This is a genomic window from Streptomyces sp. NPDC005774, assembly GCF_042871645.1.
Classification (GTDB): domain Bacteria; phylum Actinomycetota; class Actinomycetes; order Streptomycetales; family Streptomycetaceae; genus Streptomyces; species Streptomyces pratens.
On the sequence record NZ_JBIAIV010000001.1, the window covers coordinates 304,033 to 322,982 of the forward strand.

17 protein-coding genes are annotated in these 18,950 nt (G+C 70.2%); 10 read left to right on the forward strand and 7 right to left on the reverse strand.

Translation table 11 applies throughout. From position 1 onward, the window contains the following. Nucleotides 1–130 precede the first annotated feature (130 nt). The 3 genes from ACFYQA_RS01425 (at nt 131) to ACFYQA_RS01435 (ending at nt 3,129) form a co-directional block, all read left to right on the forward strand. Nucleotides 131–931 (forward strand): class II aldolase/adducin family protein, encoded by an 801-nt coding sequence (locus ACFYQA_RS01425; RefSeq protein ID WP_388909898.1) that lies wholly within the window; start codon nt 131–133, stop codon nt 929–931. Nucleotides 932–1,184: 253 nt separating this feature from the next. After that, a complete protein-coding gene (locus ACFYQA_RS01430) occupies nt 1,185–2,465 on the forward strand; it encodes a hypothetical protein (protein WP_388909901.1) in 1,281 nt (426 codons plus the stop codon). A gap of 133 nt (nt 2,466–2,598) precedes the next feature. Beyond that, nucleotides 2,599–3,129 (forward strand): DoxX family protein, encoded by a 531-nt coding sequence (locus ACFYQA_RS01435; RefSeq protein ID WP_388909904.1) that lies wholly within the window; start codon nt 2,599–2,601, stop codon nt 3,127–3,129. Between the two features lie 186 nt (nt 3,130–3,315). Here the strand turns inward: ACFYQA_RS01435 and ACFYQA_RS01440 are convergent, their stop codons facing one another. Continuing rightward, nucleotides 3,316–3,549, reverse strand: a complete 234-nt coding sequence (locus tag ACFYQA_RS01440; RefSeq protein ID WP_388909907.1) for a hypothetical protein — start codon at nt 3,547–3,549, stop codon at nt 3,316–3,318. Next, nucleotides 3,536–4,981, reverse strand: coding sequence for a PspC domain-containing protein (locus tag ACFYQA_RS01445; protein ID WP_388909910.1), 1,446 nt, complete (start codon nt 4,979–4,981; stop codon nt 3,536–3,538). The genes ACFYQA_RS01440 and ACFYQA_RS01445 overlap by 14 nt, the downstream gene beginning before the upstream one ends. Nucleotides 4,982–5,160: 179 nt before the next feature. Here ACFYQA_RS01445 and ACFYQA_RS01450 point away from each other — a divergent pair, with 179 nt between their 5' ends. Next, nucleotides 5,161–6,453 carry a PspC domain-containing protein gene (locus tag ACFYQA_RS01450; protein WP_388909912.1) on the forward strand — a complete coding sequence of 431 codons (1,293 nt, stop codon included), beginning with the start codon at nt 5,161–5,163 and terminating at the stop codon, nt 6,451–6,453. Then, complete coding sequence (locus ACFYQA_RS01455; protein ID WP_388909915.1) at nt 6,450–7,202, forward strand: LuxR C-terminal-related transcriptional regulator; 753 nt, start codon at nt 6,450–6,452, stop codon at nt 7,200–7,202. The genes ACFYQA_RS01450 and ACFYQA_RS01455 overlap by 4 nt, the downstream gene beginning before the upstream one ends. Before the next feature lie 38 nt (nt 7,203–7,240). On the opposite strand, the gene ACFYQA_RS01460 is transcribed toward ACFYQA_RS01455, so the two are convergent. Next, nucleotides 7,241–7,681: an ATP-binding protein gene (locus ACFYQA_RS01460; protein ID WP_388909918.1), complete on the reverse strand. Its 441-nt coding sequence runs from the start codon at nt 7,679–7,681 to the stop codon at nt 7,241–7,243. Nucleotides 7,682–7,875: 194 nt separating this feature from the next. Here ACFYQA_RS01460 and ACFYQA_RS01465 point away from each other — a divergent pair, with 194 nt between their 5' ends. The 3 genes from ACFYQA_RS01465 (at nt 7,876) to ACFYQA_RS01475 (ending at nt 9,562) form a co-directional block, all read left to right on the forward strand. Continuing rightward, nucleotides 7,876–8,631, forward strand: a complete 756-nt coding sequence (locus ACFYQA_RS01465; protein ID WP_388909921.1) for a helix-turn-helix transcriptional regulator — start codon at nt 7,876–7,878, stop codon at nt 8,629–8,631. Continuing rightward, nucleotides 8,628–8,876: a DUF397 domain-containing protein gene (locus ACFYQA_RS01470; protein WP_388909924.1), complete on the forward strand. Its 249-nt coding sequence runs from the start codon at nt 8,628–8,630 to the stop codon at nt 8,874–8,876. Before ACFYQA_RS01465 ends, ACFYQA_RS01470 begins: the two co-directional genes overlap by 4 nt. A gap of 116 nt (nt 8,877–8,992) precedes the next feature. Continuing rightward, nucleotides 8,993–9,562: a hypothetical protein gene (locus tag ACFYQA_RS01475; RefSeq protein ID WP_388909927.1), complete on the forward strand. Its 570-nt coding sequence runs from the start codon at nt 8,993–8,995 to the stop codon at nt 9,560–9,562. Between the two features lie 49 nt (nt 9,563–9,611). Here ACFYQA_RS01475 and ACFYQA_RS01480 read toward each other — a convergent pair whose 3' ends face one another. Then, nucleotides 9,612–10,664: an NlpC/P60 family protein gene (locus tag ACFYQA_RS01480; protein ID WP_388909930.1), complete on the reverse strand. Its 1,053-nt coding sequence runs from the start codon at nt 10,662–10,664 to the stop codon at nt 9,612–9,614. A 403-nt stretch (nt 10,665–11,067) separates the two neighbouring features. Between ACFYQA_RS01480 and ACFYQA_RS01485 the strand changes: the two genes are divergently transcribed. Beyond that, a complete protein-coding gene (locus ACFYQA_RS01485) occupies nt 11,068–11,421 on the forward strand; it encodes a hypothetical protein (RefSeq protein ID WP_055609795.1) in 354 nt (117 codons plus the stop codon). Here the strand turns inward: ACFYQA_RS01485 and ACFYQA_RS01490 are convergent. Next, the gene (locus ACFYQA_RS01490) at nt 11,399–12,415 is read right to left on the reverse strand and encodes a tellurite resistance/C4-dicarboxylate transporter family protein (RefSeq protein WP_388909933.1); all 1,017 of its coding nucleotides are present in this window, start codon (nt 12,413–12,415) and stop codon (nt 11,399–11,401) included. The genes ACFYQA_RS01485 and ACFYQA_RS01490 overlap by 23 nt on opposite strands. Before the next feature lie 159 nt (nt 12,416–12,574). Continuing rightward, complete coding sequence (locus ACFYQA_RS01495) at nt 12,575–13,786, reverse strand: NlpC/P60 family protein (RefSeq protein ID WP_388909936.1); 1,212 nt, start codon at nt 13,784–13,786, stop codon at nt 12,575–12,577. Between the two features lie 477 nt (nt 13,787–14,263). Here ACFYQA_RS01495 and pcrA point away from each other — a divergent pair, with 477 nt between their 5' ends. Continuing rightward, entirely contained in the window at nt 14,264–16,801 is a 2,538-nt protein-coding gene (gene pcrA, locus ACFYQA_RS01500; RefSeq protein WP_388909939.1) for a DNA helicase PcrA, read from the forward strand. Nucleotides 16,802–17,058: 257 nt separating this feature from the next. Here the strand turns inward: pcrA and ACFYQA_RS01505 are convergent, their stop codons facing one another. Then, entirely contained in the window at nt 17,059–18,828 is a 1,770-nt protein-coding gene (locus ACFYQA_RS01505; protein ID WP_388909942.1) for a peptidoglycan DD-metalloendopeptidase family protein, read from the reverse strand. Nucleotides 18,829–18,950: the final 122 nt, after the last annotated feature.

An 18,950-nucleotide genomic window follows, 5' to 3' on the forward strand; every position in this document is an offset into this window, starting at 1 on the left:
CACCGAACGGGGCCCTCCGCAGCGGTGTCGCCTTTGTCGCGTCGCACCGGATCTTTACGGAATCGATCTGTCGTCCATGGCTGCACGGCGGTAACTTCCGCACCATGCGACCCCCCTTGCAGGAGGACTTATGCACGGGCAGACTCCGCCCCCGCTTCTGCCGGTACCCACCGACCGGCTGTGGTTCGCCATGCCGCCCATGCACGAGTCGGTCGAGGACGAGCGCCGGCATCGCAAGGAGAGGCTCGCGGGCGCACTGCGGCTCTTCGGGCGGCTCGGCTTCGAGGACGGGGTCTCCGGCCACATCACCGCACGCGATCCCGAGTTCTCGGACTGTTTCTGGGTCAACCCGTTCGGAATGCCCTTCCGGCACGTCACCGTGAGCGACCTGGTGCCGGCCAACCGGGAGGGACAGGTCGTCCAGGGCGGCCACCACGTCAACCAGGCGGCGTTCACCGTGCACGCGCAGGTGCACACGGCGCGGCCCGACGTCGTCGCGGTCGCCCACTGCCACTCGGTCCACGGCCGCGCGCTCGCCGCCCTCGGCGACCTGCTCGACCCGATCACCCAGGAGAGCTGCGCGTTCTACGAGGACCACGCCCTCTACAACACCTACAGCGGTGTCACCGTCGACGCGGACGAGGGCAGGCGCATCGCCACCGCGCTCGGCTCCCACAAGGCGTTGGTGCTGCGCAATCACGGGCTGCTCACCGTGGGCGACTCGGTGGACGCGGCGGCCTGGTGGTTCGTGTCCATGGAACGCTCCTGCCAGGTGCGGCTCAGCGCGAAGGCGGCGGGCCGGCCCGTCCTGATCGACCACCGGCAGGCGGCGGCGACACGGGAGCAACTGGGCGGGGACCTGGTGGCGTGGATCAACTACCAGCCGATGTGGCAGGACATCAGCCGAAGCGAGCCCGACCTGCTGAGCTGACCGGAGCGAGCAGTGCCCGGGGAGTGGAACTTACCCTGCCGGGCAATATGGACCATAAGGTAGTTCTTGTTGCCGGGTCAACACGGTGTCCCGGGCGTCACTCCCGCTGACCGGACCTGCCGGGTGGAGAGGGTCGAATGTAGGGCACAATTCGCTGTCATTGCAGGGTAGTTGCGTGCACCGGCGCAGGTGGCCGGGAACGTGGCCGGGATCATGATCGTGAATGTGGATGCGGGGAAGGCGGGCTTCGGGCGTGGCGGTGCAGGAGGCGAGGCAGGGCGGCGCGGACGCGGGCGCCCACGAGGGCGGCTGCGCCTGCGGGGACTGTCCGCACGGAGTGCGTGAGGGGCATCGGCGCGCGGTCGCCGCGTTCCTGCTGAAACGCGAGGAGTTCGCGGCCGGGCACGGGCTGCCCGCGGCGGTGGCCCACTCGGCCTCCGCCTCCCGCCAGTGGGTCTCGGAGGAACTGGCGCAGGCCGCCGAACTCGTCGCCCGGCGCGGCCGGGCCGAGGGTGCGGCCTGGCTGGCACGCTTGTGGCGCCGGACGGCCGTGGTGGTGTGGTCTGCGGTCGTCCTGCTGCTCCTGGGCCAGGCGCTCACGGCGATCGGTCCGGGGTGGAGTGCCGCCCGCACGGCCGGGCTGCTGGCCGCGCTGGTGGTCGCCGGTGCGCTGACCGCGGCTTCGTGGTTCCACCGGGCGCGCGGCGGGATCCTGGCCCCGGTGATCGGAGAGGACAACCGCCTCTCCACGTCCCGCGCGGTGGCGGCCGCCTGGGTGCTTTTCCTGGCGTACGCGGTCCTGGTCCTGGTCGGACAACTGGCCGTCGCCTCCGATCACCGGGAGCGAGACGCGCTGATCGCGGGGCTGGAACTCGCCCGCGGTGCGGGTGTGGTGACCGTCCTCGCCGTGGTGTGCGGGATCGCCGTGGTGGTGCGGCGGGTGGTCGGGCTCCGGGTGCAGGGGCAGCGGCTGCAGAAGGTCCGTGCGGACCGGCCCCGGGCAGCCGATCTGCTGACCGACGACGCGGGCCGGGGCGGCTTCGCCGACATCCAGTACGTCGTGATCAGCGGCGTCGCGCTGGCGTTCGCGGCGGTGCGGCTGGCGCGGCGGCCGGACCAACTGCCGGACCTGCCCTGGGGACTCGCCGTGGTGGTGCTGGTGTCGGCGGCGACCTATCTCGCCGGGAAGTACGCGGAGGGCGGCCGGCCGGTGATCCTTTCGGTGGTGCGGGCACGGGAGGCCGGTGACCTGGACGCGCCGATCCGGACCGGCGACGACATCGAGATCCGCGGCGCCGGCTTCGTTCCGCTGGGCGCGCAGGGAGCCGACCGGCTGGCCCGGATGGTCGTCCGGGTGGGGGCCGTACACGTCCATGTGCCGCTGGTGCCGGTGGCCGGCGGCTTCGACAACCCGACGGACGCCCTGCTGACGGTTCCGGTCCCGGCGGACGTGGAACCGGGGCGGGTCGAGGTGCAGGTCGTCACAGCCGCCGGGGTGGAAACGAACCGGTACGCGATCGACGTGACGGACTAGAGGCGCCCTTTCCGTCGCTGTCCGGTGAACGTCCGAAAAAATCCGAGCGGTTTTGGATTGATCCGGTGTTGATTGCCGTACGTATGGTCTGTTGAGGGGGTCTCGGTACGGCGGCGAGAGGCGACAGACGGCGATGACTCACGGTGTGCGAACGGATGTGCACAGCCCTCACCTCGATGGCGACAGAGACTGGCGGGACACCGCCACTCGGTACGCCCTCCTTCCTCTGCGGATCTTTCTGGGCGTCACCTTCATCTACGCGGGAATCGACAAACTCACCGACAGCGCGTTCATGAAGGATGCCGGGGCCGGGTCGATCGGCGACATGATGCGGGCCGTCCGCGATTCCTCGGTCATTCCCGCACTGGTCGACATGTCCCTGGAAAGTCCCGTCGCCTTCGGTTACGCCATCGCCTTCGGTGAGTTGGCCGTCGGGATCGGAACCCTGATCGGTCTGCTCACCCGACTGGCCGCCCTCGGCGGTGCGCTGATCTCCCTCAGCCTGTGGCTGACCGTGAGCTGGGCCGCCGAGCCCTACTACTACGGCAACGACCTCCCTTATCTCATGGCCTGGACTCCGCTGCTGCTCGCGGGTGCCCCCCTCCTCTCCGCGGACGCCGCCCTACGGTCGCGACGGCGCCGGCGGGTGGGGTCCTACCGGTAGTACCGGTAGGACCCGCTCCTCGAACGGGCGGATCCGCCCCTTCACCCCGCCGGGTCCACCGCCCGGGCCCGGCGGGTCCCCCGTCCGCCCGGCGGGGCAGGCCATCCGCGCCTCGGGCCCGGCCTGCCTCCCGGCCCGCTCCATTGGCCAGGTCGCCTCGTCAAGTCACCCCGCCCAGTCGGGGTCTCAGGTGGGCGACTTGGCCCGGGCCCCCCGAGAGTCGGAGCGTTTGTGCCGCCGTATCAGTCCCGTCACCGCGGACACTGATCCGGCCAGGCACAGACCGCCCGTGACGACGGGGATCACGACGAACCACGGCGTCTCCCAGGTGCCGCCCGCGTCGCCTGCGTAGAGCACGGCGGCGAGGATCAGGAAGAGGCCGGCGATCAGCCTGCCGGGCTGGAACTCATGACGTAGCACGGCTCACCTCCGCCTGTCCCACACCGACCTGGATGCCCAGGTCGAGCGTCCCCGTCTTCTTGGTGCCCCCGGAAGGCTGCAGGGTCACCTCCTTGTGCTTGCCCGGTGCCACGTCCACGTCCTTCTGCTTGTCGCCGGGCAGTTGGATGTCGCCCACTCCCACGTCGATGCTGAGCTTCACGGTCATGCCCTCGGGCACGATCACGTGTATGCGGCCCACACCGACGTTCGCCCGCGTCGACACGGTCTCTCCCTCGGGTATCCGTGCCTTGGACAGATCCAGGGTGCCGGTGCCGGTGCCCAAGTCGTAGACCGGGCGTATCCGGGCGACCGAGGCGGGCTCCCAGGTGGTGCGCATCCACTCGGTGCCGATGTCCTTGGGCACGGCCGACGAGGCGGCGAGCAGCCCCGCGGTGATGACCGCCAAGAAGATTGATCCCGCACCGGTGCGGCCCAGGAATGAACTGACCGCCAGGCCGATGCCGAAGACGGCGAGCGCACACGCGAGACCGGTCTGCAGGCTGGTGCCGAGTGGCTGCGTCTCCCAGGTCAGGCCTGCGCCCAGGCCGGCCGCGAGCAGGGCGAGCAGGAAGATCCAGCCGCCGATCCAGCGGGGGCCGCGCGGCTTCGCCGCCAGGTGCCGGGTGGAAGAGTCGTGGCGGGCGGAGGAGTGGGGGTCGAGTCTGACGTTGATCGCTGAGGCGATGTCCGGGGCCCGGGAACCCTGGGGTCCCCACAGATAGCCCGTGCCGCCGATGTGCGTACCGTCCTTGACGATGGGGTCGCGCCACCAGGAGGAGAAGGCGGCGGGAACCGGCGGTGCCTGGGGCTCCGGCGGGGCGTCGGCGGCGGCCTGGGCGGCGAGGGGGTCGGGGCTGGGGGTACCGCGCTGCCGCGACCAGTACCCGGCACCGGCGAGCAGCAGGGAGAGCATCACGGCGAAGCTCAGCACCCCGCCGTTGTTCAGCATGGTGAGGAAGACACCGCAGCCGACCAGCGCGAAGAGTATGGCTGCCAGCGTGTGGCCGTCGACCCGGCCGGTCAGCAGCCTGCGGATCTCATTCTCCTCCTCGCCCTCGTACGGGACGAGGAGCCAGGCGAAGCCGTAGAAGATGAGGCCGACGCCACCGGTGGCGGAGAGCACCGCCAGCGTGATGCGGAAGATCACCGGGTCCATGTCGCACTGCCGGCCGAGCCCGGAGCACACTCCGCCGAGCATCTGGTGCCGGCGGTCGCGCCGGAAACGGTGCGGCGGCTCGGGCACGGGTGCCTCGCCGGGAGGGCGCGGAGCTCCGGCGGAGGCGGTCTCCCCGGCAGACGTACCGCCTGCCGCGCCCGAGGCGGACGCGCCCTCCCGCGGCCCGGCGCCCTTGGAGGGGCGCGGGCCGAAGCCGGGTCCCGGGCCCGTCGCGGCGTGCTGGTGATCTGTCATGAGTCCATGGTGACGGGCGAGCCGCCGGGACGGCAGTCGGGACGACCCTGGACGGACCCTGATATCGGCCCTGAGGGGCGGCCGGGGAGCGTTCGAGGGGTCGGACCCCCGGAGATCAGGGGAGTCTCCGGGACCGACCCTGATGCCTCGGAACCAAAGGCCGTGTGACCATCATTGGCATGTCGGAAGCCGCAGCAGCGCCACTCGCAGAGCCGCGGCCGCCGCGCAAGCTCTACCGCAGCAGTGACGGACGCTGGCTCGGTGGTGTGGCGCGGGGGCTCGCCGGACACCTCGGGCTGCCCGTGATCTGGGTACGGCTCGTCTTCGTCGGCCTGTTCATGGCCGACGGCCTGGGCGCACTGCTGTACGCCGCCTTCTGGTTCTTCGTACCGCTCGGGGTCGGCGGCGTGGACGCGCAGAAGCCGCCCACGCTGGTCGCGACCGAGAGCTCGCCGGACGGCCGGCGCAGACTCGTCACCCGTAGACCGGACAAGGGCCAGATCGTCGCCCTGCTCCTCATGGTCGTCGTGGCCATGGTCTTCGTCGGCAATGTCAACCTGTCCAACGGTGCCAGGGCCTACCTCTGGCCGACCGTGCTCGTCGGCGCGGGCGTCGCCCTGGTCTGGCGGCAGGCGGACAACGCGCGCCGGGCCCGCTGGGTCGAGGTCGGCAGCCGCCGCCGCACGATCACCCTGCTGCGGGCCGGCGCCGGCGTACTGCTGGTGACGGCCGGTGTGTCGGGCATCTTCGTCCTGCGGGGCTCCGGCGCCCACCTCGCGTCGGTGCTCCAGGCGGCCCTCGCGGTCCTCGTCGGGGTCACGCTTCTCGCCGGTCCCTACCTCGTGCGCATGACGCAGGACCTCTCCGAGGAACGGCTGATGCGCATCCGTGCCCAAGAACGTGCCGAGGTCGCCGCCCACGTCCACGACTCGGTGCTGCACACCCTCACCCTGATCCAGCGCAACGCCGACAGGCCGGGCGAGGTGCGCCGGCTCGCCCGCGCCCAGGAGCGCGACCTACGCACCTGGCTCTACAAGCCCGAGGGCACCGGCAAGGACGAGGCCGACGAACCCACCACCCTCGCCGACGCCGTACGGCGCAATGCCGCGGAGGTGGAGGACAAGCACGGCGTCCCCATCGAGGTCGTCGTCGTCGGCGACTGCCCGCTCGACGAGAAGATCGGCCCGCAGATGCAGGCCGCGCGCGAGGCGATGGTGAACGCGGCCAAGTACGGTGGCGAGGGGGGTGCCGTACAGGTCTACGCCGAAGTCGAGGGAAGGACGGTCTTCGTGTCCGTCCGGGACCGCGGCCCCGGTTTCGACCTCGACTCGATACCCGCCGACCGCATGGGTGTCAGAGAATCGATCATCGGCCGCATGGAGCGCAACGGCGGCACGGCGCGGCTGCGCGCGGTGCCGGACGGCGGCACGGAGGTCGAACTGGAGATGGAGAGGGCGGAGAACACGTCATGAGCGAGCCGAACGAGCCGACCGAGCCGAACGGAACGGCGGGACCGGCCGGCCAGGCCGCCGAGTCCGCGCAGCCCACCGGCGGCGCCGGACGCCATGTGCGGGTCGTACTCGTCGACGACCACCGCATGTTCCGCACGGGCGTCCAGGCTGAGATCGGACAGACCGAACAGACCGGCGTCGAGGTGGTCGGCGAGGCCGCGGACGTCGATCAGGCGGTCACGGTCATCACCGCGACCCGGCCCGAAGTCGTCCTCCTCGACGTGCACCTGCCCGGAGGCGGCGGCGTGGAAGTGCTCAGGCGATGCGCCCCGTTGATGAGCGACACCGAGCGGCCGGTTCGTTTCCTCGCGCTGTCCGTCTCGGACGCGGCGGAGGACGTGATCGGCGTGATCAGGGGCGGCGCCCGCGGATACGTGACCAAGACGATCACCGGGACCGACCTGGTCGACTCGGTCTTCCGGGTCCAGGAGGGCGACGCCGTCTTCTCCCCCCGCCTGGCCGGCTTCGTTCTCGACGCCTTCGCCTCGACCGACGCCCCGCCGCTCGACGAGGACCTCGACCGCCTCACCCAGCGCGAGCGCGAGGTGCTGCGGCTGATCGCCCGGGGATACGCGTACAAGGAGATCGCCAAGCAGCTCTTCATCTCGGTGAAGACGGTCGAGTCCCATGTCTCGGCAGTCCTCAGAAAGCTCCAGCTCTCCAACCGCCACGAACTGACCCGCTGGGCAACGGCACGCCGTCTGGTGTGACTGGTCGATGAACTACTGCAGGGAGTAAGCCGCGTCGGCTAAATAGTGCCCACTGTGAGTGCTACCTCGAACCACACCTCCTTGCCGATGCCGCACTCCCTTCCCTGTGTGCCCCAGTCGTCCGCCAGCGCTGCCACCAATTCGAGGCCTCGGCCCGACTCGTCGTCCGGGCAAGCCGCAGTCGGCGTCGGCAGTGTGTTGTTGGCGTCCGTCACCGTGATGCGGAGACGGACGCCGGTGAGCTCGCAGCGGGCCCTGATCTCACGGCCGGCCGGAGCCTTCGCGTGGCGGTAGGCGTTGGTCATCAGTTCGCTCAGGAGGAGTTCCGCCGTATCCGTCACGTCCTGCGGCAGTTCCCAGGACGCCGCCTGTTCGCGGAACAGCGCGCGGGCCCTGCTCGGGCTCCTCGCGTGACGCGGGAAGTGCCACTCGATGTACCTCGGGGCGGTCACGGGCAGCGGAAGTCGTGGGCTCTGCATGCGCTGTTCATCCCTTGCGTCGATTTTCTGACGTTTCGTGGGATGACGCTCGTGGCTCGCGCATAGCCTCGCGAGGAGCGACGTGGGTACAGCAGGTGGTTGTCCCCACCTAGGACCCGGCGGAGGCGCGTGTGTCGACCGAAGTGAGCTCCCAGCCGCCCGTGGCCTGGCGGTACTGCGGAAGCTAGATCAAGATGTGGCGTGCGGAAGCCGGTGTGGGCCGGGATGCGCTGGCCAAGGAGGCCGGCTACGACTACGAGTACGTCAAGTCCATGGAGAACGGCCGCCGTCGACCCACGCTGCGGTTCCTGCAGATCGCGGATCAGGTGTGCGGGGCGGGTGGGAAGCTGGTGGCGGCTCAGGAATACCTGAAGCCGGAGCCGTTTCCAGCGCGGTCACATGAGTTCATGGCCATCGAGGCCGAGGCCATCAGCTTCTCCTGCTACGAACCGCTGCTGATCCCCGGTTTGTTGCAGACAGAGGCATACGCGCATGCACTTATCGGTGGCAGCTCGCCTCCCCTGGATGACGAGACAGTTGCCGAGCGGGTAGCGGCCAGGCTGCATAGGGCCGAGGCGCTTCGACGCAAAGTCGGAGTGATGTACGGGTTCGTGATCTACGAAGCTGCACTGCGCACCAATGTGGGCGGGGTTGACGTAATGCGTGAGCAGTTGCAGCACATCATGGAGGTGGGTGTGCTCCGTAATGTCTCGATCCAGGTCTTGCCGTTCGGCCGCTGTAGCGGTGTTGCCTTGAACGGCAGCATTGTTCTGCTGGAGACGCCTGAGCATGAGCACTGTGGGTACATCGAAGCGCCCGAGGTCAGTGTCCTGCACAGCAGTCCTGTCAAGGTGAGTGCTCTCACTCAGGCTCATGCGATGATCCGCATGCACTGTCTCAGTGTGGAGGAGTCGGCCACATTCATCAGAGAGGTGGCAGAAGAGCGATGAGTGAACGCTTGACCTGGTTCAAGTCGAGCTACAGCGACAGTCAGGGTGGCAACTGCCTGGAGTTCGCCCCTGACTGGCGCAAGTCCAGCCACAGCGGCACCGAGGGAGGCAACTACGTCGAAGTAGCCCCCTGCCCCCACACCATCCACGTCCGGGACTCGAAGCTCGGGTCCCGGAGTCCTCGGTTCGCCGTCGCCGGAGGTGCCTGGACCGCGTTCGTCGCGTACACCCGTACCGGAGCTTGAGCTTCGAGAGACAGGCTTCGAGGTGCGAGCGGCGTTTGTAAGGAATGGGTGGTGGGGTTCAACCCGCCACCTACCCTCCCGGCAGCGTGCCGCGCTGCCAGCCGTCATGACTTTTCGTGATCGACTTGCGACGCACCGTCCCCACCGCCCCCGACACGCATCGCGCCACCGCCTACCGCACGCTCGCCCGGCTCGGCCGCGTCGAACCCCGCCTCACCCTGTCCGACGCCGACTGCAACGCTCTCACCGACCTGGTCGTCCCCTGGCTGGAGCGCGGCGCGACTCCCGTGTCCCTCGTGCAGGCCCTCACCGCCGGTCTGCCCGACGCCGTCCACGTGCCGCGCGGGCTGGTCGCCCGCCGACTGCGGGACAAGCTGTCGCCCCTGCCCATGCCCTCCACGGGTCCGGAACCGGCGCCGGACGCCTCCGCGCCCCGTCTCGTCGGCCGTCTCATGCCGGAGTGCACCGAGTGCGGTGTGCCGGGGCGCCCCGCCGCGTTCGTCGGTGGTCTGTGCCGGGGCTGCCGTACCGTCGCGCAGCCTGGCGGCACTCGGAGGAACGTCGTACGGGAGGCTTCGTCGGTCACCTTGCCTCGCGCCGCCGCCCTCGCCCGCGACGCCGTCCTCGCTGCCCGCGACCGTGGGCAACCGGCCACATCCTGTACGGAGTCGGTGCCACACCCGTAGAAACCGGCCTTCGACCTGCCTGAAAGTGGCTCCCGGTCCCAGACCGTCCTCAGGCCACCCGGGCGGCCCCCGCGAAGGGCATCTCGGTGAGCGGGGCGATGCGGACCGAGGAGCCGGAGTTCGGGGCGTGGATCATCTGCCCGTTGCCGATGTAGAGGCCGACGTGGGTGATGCCCGAGTAGAAGAAGACCAGGTCGCCGGGGCGGAGTTCGGACCGTTCGACGCGGCGGCCGGCGTTGATCTGGGCGTAGGTCGTGCGGGGCAGGGACACGCCCGCCGAGCGGTACGCGGCCTGGACGAGGCCCGAGCAGTCGAAGGTGTTCGGGCCGGTGGCGCCCCAGACGTAGGGGCTGCCGAGCTTCTGGTAGGCGTAGGAGACGGCGTCGGCGGCTCGGGGGCCGGGTGCCTGGGCGGTGACGGAACCGGGCGCGGAACCGGGCGCGGAGGTGGGGCCGGTGCGGTCCGTGCCGCCGTCGGTGAGTTGCGTGCGCTGCTCGGGTGTCAGCCGGGACAGCAGCCGGCGTGCGGCGTCCAGCTTGCCGGTGACTGTCTTCTTGTGCCGTTTCAGCTCTGCCTGGCGGGAGGTCAGTGAGGTGAGTTCGAGGCGGGCGGCACCGCGTAGTTGCTCGATCTCGCGGAGTTGCCCGCGCACGCGTCCCACCGCCGCGTTCTGGCGGCTGCCCGCCCGTTCGGCGAACGCGGCGCCGTCCAGGTAGCCGTCGGGGTCGTCGGAGAGGACGAGTTGCAGGGCGGGGTCGAGGCCGCCACTGCGGTACTGGGTCGCCGCGACCGTCCCCAGCGCTGTCCGTGCGGAGTTGAGCCGGTCCTCCTCGCGGGCGGCCTCGTCCTGCAGGTCGTGCAACCGCCGCCGGGCCGACTCCGCCTTCTCCTTCGCACCGTTGTACTTCTCGGTGGCGGCTTCCGCCTCCTGGAACAGCTTGTCGGCCTCGGCCTTGACCTGTCCCGGTGTCAGCTGGGGCTCGGCGTGTCCCGTCCCGTCGAATCCGGTCGCGGTGGCCGCGCCGGCCAGGGCGAGAGTGACGGCCCTGCGGGTCCTGCCGCCGCCCATCAGGAACTGTCTGGGCTTGCGGTGTGCTGCCACGTGGACTCCACGTCCTTTCCCGACGACCGCCCGGTCCGTGTGCACGGCCGGCCGGAGGCTCGGCCGCCGCACCTTCCGGGCGGTGGTGTCCGGCTGCCGCCCCTGGTCCGGGCAGCGGTGGGGAGCCGGTCACCTGGTGGAGGACGCTATTCCGGGTCCGGACGGCCCGGTGACGGGTTGATCGGAAATGACAGGAGTAGATCGTTGAGTGAGTGCGGGAGACCGAAGGTGCAGGGCGCGGCCGTCGCCTTCCGTCAGCGCGATGATCAAAGCGCTGAATGAGGGGCGGGGCGGTGGGCCTGGGTGCTATGCGGCGCGCCGGGCCACGAGGCCGGCGGGCCGGGGCGGTGTCGGATGGGGCGGTGTCGGATGGGGAACGGGGGCCTCGTTAGGCTCCGGCCTCATGGACGTACTCATCCACCTCTTCGTCGGCCTGCACATCATCGGCATCGCGTCGCTCCTCGGTGGCTTCCTCACTCAGATGAAGGCGATGGGGCAGGGCACCGCACGCTTCGTCCCCGCGATGCTGCACGGTGCGCTGACGATGCTGGTCACCGGTGTGGTCCTGGTCGGGCTGAACCAGGCGCAGGACTATTCCGTCGACAACATCAAGATCGGTGTCAAGCTGGCCCTGCTGATCGTGATCCTCGGCCTGGTCTACGTGAAGCGGGACGACGAGAAGGTGGACAAGAGCCTGTTCGGCCTCGTCGGCCTGCTGACCACGGCGAACATCTTCATCGCCGTGCTGTGGACCTGACGGGTTCCCGCACGGGTCCGGACGTGATCGCGGCCCGCGCCGAGGTCACCGCCCCGACGGCGACCATCAGCCAGACGGCCACCGCGACCCACAACAGCACACTCCCCAGGCCCTCGAGCCACGGGACGCCGACGGCGGCGGACGCGCTCAGCGTCGCCGCCGCCGTCATGCCCAGGGGGAACACGGTCGCCCAGCGCCGCGTGTCGTACCGCGGCCGCGGCCGGACGGCCTCACCGATCAGCAGCACGCCGTACCAGGCCAGGTCGAGCACCAGCAGGCCGACGGTCGTCACGCGCAGGACACCGAGGTCGTCGTCGTTCCACAGATACAGCCGGGCGCTGTCGGCGGCGAGCAGTTCCGCCCCGGCGAGCGCCGAGATGGCGATCGCACCGCCCGCGACCCAGTGGTCCCCGGCCCCCTCGGTCACCTGCCGCAGGTCGAAGCGGAACAGGGCGAGGACGTAGAGCACCAGCCCGGACCAGAACAGCACCAGCGCCACCCGCGCGAGCCAGGGCGCCGACTCGGCCGCGGCGAGTGTCACGGCCAGGACGGCGAGCCCCTGCGTGGCCACACAGCACAGGAACACCGATCCGGGCATGCGCGGGTGCCAGCGTCGTACGACCAGGACGAGCAGCGCCGGCCAGAGCACCGTGGCCAGCGCGAGCAGCGCCCCGGCGAGCGCGTCGTGACCCAGCGCGGACACCCGTGTGCCGAGCACGGTCGTCGCGGCGACCGCGGTGAGCGCACCCGGCGTCTCCGCCTCCGCGATCCACCGCTCGCGTTCCCGCAGCAACCGTAGGACGAATTCCGCCGCCAGCCCCAGCCAGGCAGCGCAGGCGAGCACGAGGAAGATCCGCGAGAGGATCTCCCGCCCCGCCAGATGCAGGGCCATCGAGATGATGCCGGTCGCCATCACGGCGGCACCGGCCGCCGGGGAACGCTGCGCCCACCAGGCGCGGAAGGGGGAGGCGGGGAGGGCGGGAGGGGTGGGCATGAGCCGATGCTAGAAGAGTCCGCCGCGCCGGAAAGGTTCACCGCGCGGTGACCGGAAGGTCACCTTACGTGTGGCGTCAGCACATGGACTACGGCACCACACCGGGGCCGCATCACATCGCATCGCACCAGACCGCATCCCGGCCGCGCCTGGTGTCCGTCAGGCCGGGCGGACCACGCTGTGGATCGACGACTCGCCGTCGTAGAAGATCGACTCCTCGCGGACGTAGGTGCCGGGCTTCGGCGCGTGGATCATCATGCCGTTGCCGATGTAGATGCCCACATGAGTGAGGTCGTCGTAGAAGAAGACGAGGTCACCGGGCTGGGCCTGGGACACCGCAACCGTGGTGCCGGCCTCGACCTGGTCGTAGGTGGTGCGGGGGAGGGAGACACCGGCGGCCTTCCACGCGGCCTGGGTCAGGCCCGAGCAGTCGTAGGAGCCGGGACCGGTGGCGCCCCAGACGTAGGGCTTGCCGATCTGCGCGCGGGCGAAGGCGAGGGCCTTCTCGGCCTTGGCCGCGTACGAGGAGTCCGTCGAGGTCGACGGCGTGGTCGACGTGGAACCCGGGGACGAGGAGCCGGAAGCGCCGGAGGACTCGGAAGTGCCGGAGGAGCCGCTCTCCGCCTGCTGCTGTTGCCGCGCCTCCTCCTCGGCCTCCCGCCGCTCCGCCTGCTGCTGGGCGAGCTCGGCAGCCTTGCGGGCGGCTTCTTCCTGCTTCTTCTTCTCGGCCGCCGCGAGCCGCGCCTTCTCCTCGGAGGTCAGCTTCGACATCAGCTCACGCGCGGTGCCGAGTTTCTTCTGGACCGTGGCCTTGGCGGTCTTCAGGTCGTCCTGCGACTCGGTGAGCGTCGCGAGGCTCTCGGTGGCCTCCTTGCGCTTCTCCATCGTCTCGGACTGCTGGGTGACGTAGTCGTCGACCGCTGCCTTCTGGTGGCCGGTCATCCGGTCCATCAGCTGGTTCCGGTCGAAGAAGTCCTGCGGGGAGTCCGCGAGCAGGAAGGTCGCCGTGTCGGGGACGCCGGCACCGGTCCGGTACTGGGCGGCGGCGAAGGAACCCAGTTCCTCCCGCGCCTCGTTGAGCGTCTGGGTGCGCTTGGCCACGTCGTCGAGAAGGGTGTCGACGCGCTTGCGCTGCTTCGCGCTCTTCTCCTTGACCGCGTTGTACTTCTCGGTCGCCGACTCCGCCTGGCGGTACAGGTCGTCGACCTTCTTCTCCACCTCCTCCAGGCTCGGCCGGTCGTCGTCCGAGGGCGCGGCGTCGGCCGTCTGGGAGAGGAGGGCCACGGAGGTGAGGGCCGCCGTGGCGAGAGCGGGGGTCCGTATGCCGGTCACGCGCGTACCCGGGGTGCGCGACTTGCGGTGCGACGCCAAGGGAGGCGACTCCTTCCAACGTTCCGCCGCGGGGGAGCGGCAGGGGCTCCCCGGCCGTCCTGGCCCCAGGGGATTCGGGAGGGGTGCGGGCGGGTAGGCCGCAAGGGCCGCCCTACGGCTGCTCCGGGAGGGAGCGGGCCGATTCACCCCGGGTTCCCGGTGGGTTCCCGGCTCCGGCTGCCGCGGCGGCAGTGACGGACTCGGCGGAGGCCGCTCGCCCGGCGGGGTTCGCCGGTGGGGATCGCACGGCCCGCCCGAACCGTAGCCAACTCATGTGCCTCATGTGAAGGTTGATGGGTGATATGCCCGATACGTTTTCGTGACCTTCTTCGTCACGTCACCCAGAGTGAGCGTGTGGTCCTCGAGGGTGGATGCATGTCCGGTCACCGGACGCGGGGCGGCGGCGATCGCCGGAATACGGGGATGTTCCCGGGGTGGCCGCAGGTTGTCAGTGGGGCGCCCTAGACTCGGAGGGCGATGAGCAGCCTCTTTGACGACAGTTTCCTGGCGGACCTCCAGGCCCGGCGCGGCCCTGCGGACGAACCCCCGCCGCCACCCGAGGACGATCATGTACCGGAGCAGGTTCCGGACGATCTGTTCGGCGGGAGGTTCGACGTGCCACCGGACCGGGACACCCACTACCGCGACGGCGCCCCGCGCCCGGTGCTGGACCCCGCGGCCCTCCTGGAAGGGCTGAACGACAACCAGCGCGCCGCCGTCGCGCACTCCGGCTCCCCGCTGCTCATCGTGGCCGGCGCCGGCTCCGGAAAGACCCGTGTGCTCACGCACCGCATCGCCTACCTGCTCGCCGCGCGGAGTGTCCACCCGGGCCAGATCCTGGCGATCACCTTCACCAACAAGGCCGCCGGTGAGATGAGGGAGCGGGTCGAGCAGCTCGTCGGCCCGCGCGCGGGCGCGATGTGGGTGATGACGTTCCACAGTGCCTGTGTGCGCATCCTGCGCCGCGAGAGCAAGAAGCTCGGCTTCACGTCGTCGTTCTCCATCTACGACGCCGCCGACTCCAAGCGGCTGATGGCCCTGGTCTGCCGCGACCTGGACCTCGACCCGAAGCGCTACCCGCCCAAGTCCTTCAGTGCCAAGATCAGCAATCTCAAGAACGAGCTGATCGACGAGGAGGACTTCGCCGCACAGGCGGGCGACGGCTTCGAGAAGACCCTCGCCCAGGCCTACGCGCTCTACCAGTCGCGGCTGCGCGAGGCCAACGCGCTCGACTTCGACGACCTGATCATGACCACGGTCAACCTGCTCCGGGCCTTCCCGGACGTCGCCGAGCACTACCGCCGCCGTTTCCGGCACGTCCTCGTGGACGAGTACCAGGACACCAACCACGCCCAGTACGCCCTCGTGCGCGAACTCGTCGGTCCCGGAGAGCGCCCCGGAGAACACCCCGCCGAGCACCCCGGCGACGTACCGCCGGTCGCGGACCACCTGCCGCCCGCCGAACTGTGCGTGGTGGGCGACGCCGACCAGTCGATCTACGCCTTCCGCGGCGCGACCATCCGCAACATCCTCCAGTTCGAGGAGAACTACCCCAACGCGACGACGATCCTGCTGGAACAGAACTACCGCTCCACGCAGACGATCCTGAGCGCCGCCAACGCCGTCATCGAGCGCAACGAGTCCCGCCGCCCCAAGAACCTGTGGACCAACGCGGGCACCGGCGCGCAGATCACCGGATACGTCGCCGACACCGAGCACGACGAGGCCCAGTTCGTCTCCGACGAGATAGACCGGCTCACGGACGCGGGCAAGGCCAAGGCCGGCGACGTCGCCGTCTTCTACCGCACCAACGCACAGTCCCGTGTCTTCGAAGAGGTCTTCATCCGGGTCGGCCTGCCCTACAAGGTCGTCGGCGGCGTCCGCTTCTACGAGCGCAAGGAGGTCCGGGACGTCCTGGCCTACCTGCGGGTGCTCGCCAACCCCGAGGACTCGGTGCCGCTGCGCCGCATCCTCAACGTCCCCAAACGGGGCATCGGCGACCGCGCGGAGGCCATGATCGACGCCCTCTCCCAGCGGGAGAAGATCAGTTTCCCCCAGGCGCTGAAGCGCGTCGACGAGGCGTACGGCATGGCCGCACGCTCCACGAACGCGGTCAAGCGGTTCAACACGCTGATGGAGGACCTCCGTACGATTGTCGAGTCCGGCGCGGGCCCGGCGACCGTCCTGGAGGCGATCCTCGAACGCACCGGTTACCTCGCCGAGTTGCAGGCCTCCACCGACCCGCAGGACGAGACCCGGATCGAGAACCTTCAGGAACTCGCCGCCGTCGCCCTGGAGTTCGAGCAGGAGCGTGGCGAGGGCGCGGTGACACCGGCGACACCGGGGACTGCCGCCCCGGGGAGCACGCCGGCCGACTTCCTGGAGCGGGTCGCCCTGGTCGCCGACTCCGACCAGATCCCCGACGAGGACGAGGACGGTTCCGGCGTCATCACCCTGATGACCCTGCACACCGCCAAGGGCCTGGAGTTCCCGGTCGTCTTCCTGACCGGCATGGAGGACGGCGTCTTCCCGCACATGCGCGCCCTGGGGGAGACCAAGGAACTGGAGGAGGAGCGGCGCCTGGCGTACGTCGGCATCACGCGCGCGCGTGAGCGTCTGTATCTCACCCGGTCCACGCTGCGCAGCGCCTGGGGACAGCCGTCGTACAACCCGCCCTCGCGTTTCCTGGAGGAGATCCCGGCCACCCATCTGGAGTGGAAGCGGACGGGCGCGACGGCGCCCATGTCCTCCGGACCGGTGTCCGGGGTGGCGGCCTCGCTGTCGTCCCGGTCCCGTTCGTCGGCGTCGGGCGCCTCCGGCTTCGCCACGCGCCGGACCGCCGAGAAGCCGGTGGTGTCGCTGACGGTCGGGGACCGGGTCACGCACGATCAGTTCGGGCTCGGCACCGTCGTCGGGGTGAAGGGCACGGGCGGCAACGCCGAGGCGACGGTCGACTTCGGGGACACCAAGCCGAAGCGGTTGTTGCTGCGGTACGCGCCGGTCGAGAAGCTGTAGGCCGAGAAGTCGTCACCGGGAATCCGGCACACCCGGAGCCTTCGCGGCCGCTGAGCGGTGAGGGCTCGCGGGCGGCGCGCAGGCTGAGGCGGGGCGAGGCCGGGCGGGGGACGGTCGTCCGCCCGGGATCGGACCGACGGCCGGTCCACGACGCTCGGCCGGTTCTGCTTCCGGGACGGGCCGCCAGCCGGCCACGGCCGGTTCTGCGACGGCCGGACGGTTCTGCGACGGCGACGGTTCTACGACGGCCGACGGTTCTACGACGGCTCGAGGCCGTGGCTGCGGAACCACGCCAGGGGATCGATCGCCGATCCGCCGGCCGGGCGGACCTCGAAGTGGAGATGCGGACCGGTCGAGTTGCCCGAGTTGCCCGAGAATGCGATCGGCTGGCCGGCCTTCACCGTCGTGCCGGAGGGGACCTGGTAGCTGGAGAGGTGGCAGTACCAGGTCTCCGTGCCGTCCATCGCCGTCACGATCATCATGTTGCCGTAAGCGCTGTTGTACTGGGTGCGGACCGTGCCGTCGGTCGCGGCCATCACCGTCGCGCCGTACGAGACGGGGAAGTCGATACCACTGTGCACGGACATCCAGTTGATGCCGGACTGGCCGTAGTAGGCGCTGAGCCCGTGCTGCGCGACGGGGAGCGCGAACTTCGGACGCAGCCGCTCCTGGCGGGCCGCCTCCTCGACCGCCGCCTTGTGGTCGGCCACCTGCTGTGCCTTCAGGTCGATGCGTTCCTGGGTGCGGCTGGCCCGGTCGGCGAAGTCGCCCGCCCCGGCGGAAAGGCTCTCGAGCTGGGTGTCGAGCTGATTGTTGGCCACGGCGGGCTGCACCGGCTGCGTGTCCGCGGCGGCCTTCGTGGTCTCCTGGCCACCGCTTTCTTCCGCGAGATCGCCGACCGAGGCCGCCGCGATACCGGCGACCCCCATGACGCACGCCGAGGGCACGGCCACCGTCAGCAGCGCGGAGCGCTTGGCGGGCGTACGGCGGCGGGAACGGGAGCCGCCCCGCGAGGCCGCGCGCGGCGAGGGGACGGGGATCGACTCCTCCTGCTCGTCGAGCAGAGGGGCCATGGCGGGCGGTTCGCCGGTGTCGCCCGAGGCGTCCTGATGAGGCCTGTACGGGTCGTCGTGGATGTTCTCGTAGGAGTCACGGCCGGAATCATCGGATTCCCGCGCGGGAGCCTGGGAATCGAAGGTGGAGGAATCAGAAGCCTGCGGATCGAGGTCCGGGGCGGTGGAGGCGGCGGACGCCTGCGGAGCGGGATGCTGTTCGAACGTGGCCGTGGCCTGCTGGTCGAAGGGCACGGACTGGTGTTCGTAGGGGTCCGCGTAGGAGTCCGGGGCCGGTGCGACCGCGCTGCCGTCGGAGTTCCACCGAGCGGCGTCATGGGCGCCGGTGTCGAAGGTCTGGGTGTCCCAGTACCACTGCTGGGTCGGATCGGCGGCGCTCTGGGCCTGGTCGGGCCGGAGCCACGCGCCGGAGTCCCACTGGCCGCTCGCATCGGGCGCCGTGGCCTGCTGTGGCACCTCCGGTGCCTGCAACTGCCCGGTGGTCCAGGCGGTCGCGTCGTAGCCGCCGGTGTCGTAGCCGACCTGCTGCTGAGTCGCGTACGCGTCGTAGTGCGCGGTGTCGTGGCCCGCGGTGGACCACGTTCCGGTGGCATTTCCAGTGGCGTACGGCCCCTGGTCGTGGCCGGGGAGGTCGGCGAAGAGGGGGTCCGCGGAGAAGGTCGCAGTGGGGTGGCCGCCGGTTTCCGGACCCATGGGGGCAAAACCGTTGGCGTCGTAGCCGCCGTACATGGTGAAGTCGCCGTACTGGGCTTCCGGGGTGCCGTACGACGCGTAATGCGCCGACGAGGTGTCGGAAGCCGGGGCCGGGGCCATGGTCCCCGACGGGTGACGGTCGTTCACCAACTTCTCTTTCGCCTCGACAACAGGGGCTGCCAGAGCAGTGCGGCGACTGTACCCGGCGGTATGCGGGCGCGACAATCTTCTGCAGGTTTCACGCGCGCAGGAAACGGGCATTCGGTTGCGTTTTGGTGGCGCTTAGGCGCGGTCTTGGCTTTGTGTTCGAAACCTGTTCGAGATTTGTTGGGGTTCACGTCCTCAAGTCGGCCGGGTGGGGCTGTCGTTGTTCGGGTGGGCTC

Bases quoted from the DNA above. Each gene is read 5' to 3' on its own strand.
- ACFYQA_RS01425 (WP_388909898.1), top strand. From the start codon at position 131: ATGCACGGGCAGACTCCGCCCCCGCTTCTGCCGGTACCCACCGACCGG.
- ACFYQA_RS01435 (WP_388909904.1), top strand. From the start codon at position 2,599: ATGACTCACGGTGTGCGAACGGATGTGCACAGCCCTCACCTCGATGGC.
- ACFYQA_RS01445 (WP_388909910.1), bottom strand. From the start codon at position 4,981: ATGACAGATCACCAGCACGCCGCGACGGGCCCGGGACCCGGCTTCGGC.
- ACFYQA_RS01450 (WP_388909912.1), top strand. From the start codon at position 5,161: ATGTCGGAAGCCGCAGCAGCGCCACTCGCAGAGCCGCGGCCGCCGCGC.
- ACFYQA_RS01455 (WP_388909915.1), top strand. From the start codon at position 6,450: ATGAGCGAGCCGAACGAGCCGACCGAGCCGAACGGAACGGCGGGACCG.
- ACFYQA_RS01460 (WP_388909918.1), bottom strand. From the start codon at position 7,681: ATGCAGAGCCCACGACTTCCGCTGCCCGTGACCGCCCCGAGGTACATC.
- ACFYQA_RS01465 (WP_388909921.1), top strand. From the start codon at position 7,876: ATGTGGCGTGCGGAAGCCGGTGTGGGCCGGGATGCGCTGGCCAAGGAG.
- ACFYQA_RS01470 (WP_388909924.1), top strand. From the start codon at position 8,628: ATGAGTGAACGCTTGACCTGGTTCAAGTCGAGCTACAGCGACAGTCAG.
- ACFYQA_RS01485 (WP_055609795.1), top strand. From the start codon at position 11,068: ATGGACGTACTCATCCACCTCTTCGTCGGCCTGCACATCATCGGCATC.
- ACFYQA_RS01490 (WP_388909933.1), bottom strand. From the start codon at position 12,415: ATGCCCACCCCTCCCGCCCTCCCCGCCTCCCCCTTCCGCGCCTGGTGG.
- pcrA (WP_388909939.1), top strand. From the start codon at position 14,264: ATGAGCAGCCTCTTTGACGACAGTTTCCTGGCGGACCTCCAGGCCCGG.
- ACFYQA_RS01505 (WP_388909942.1), bottom strand. From the start codon at position 18,828: ATGCCCGTTTCCTGCGCGCGTGAAACCTGCAGAAGATTGTCGCGCCCG.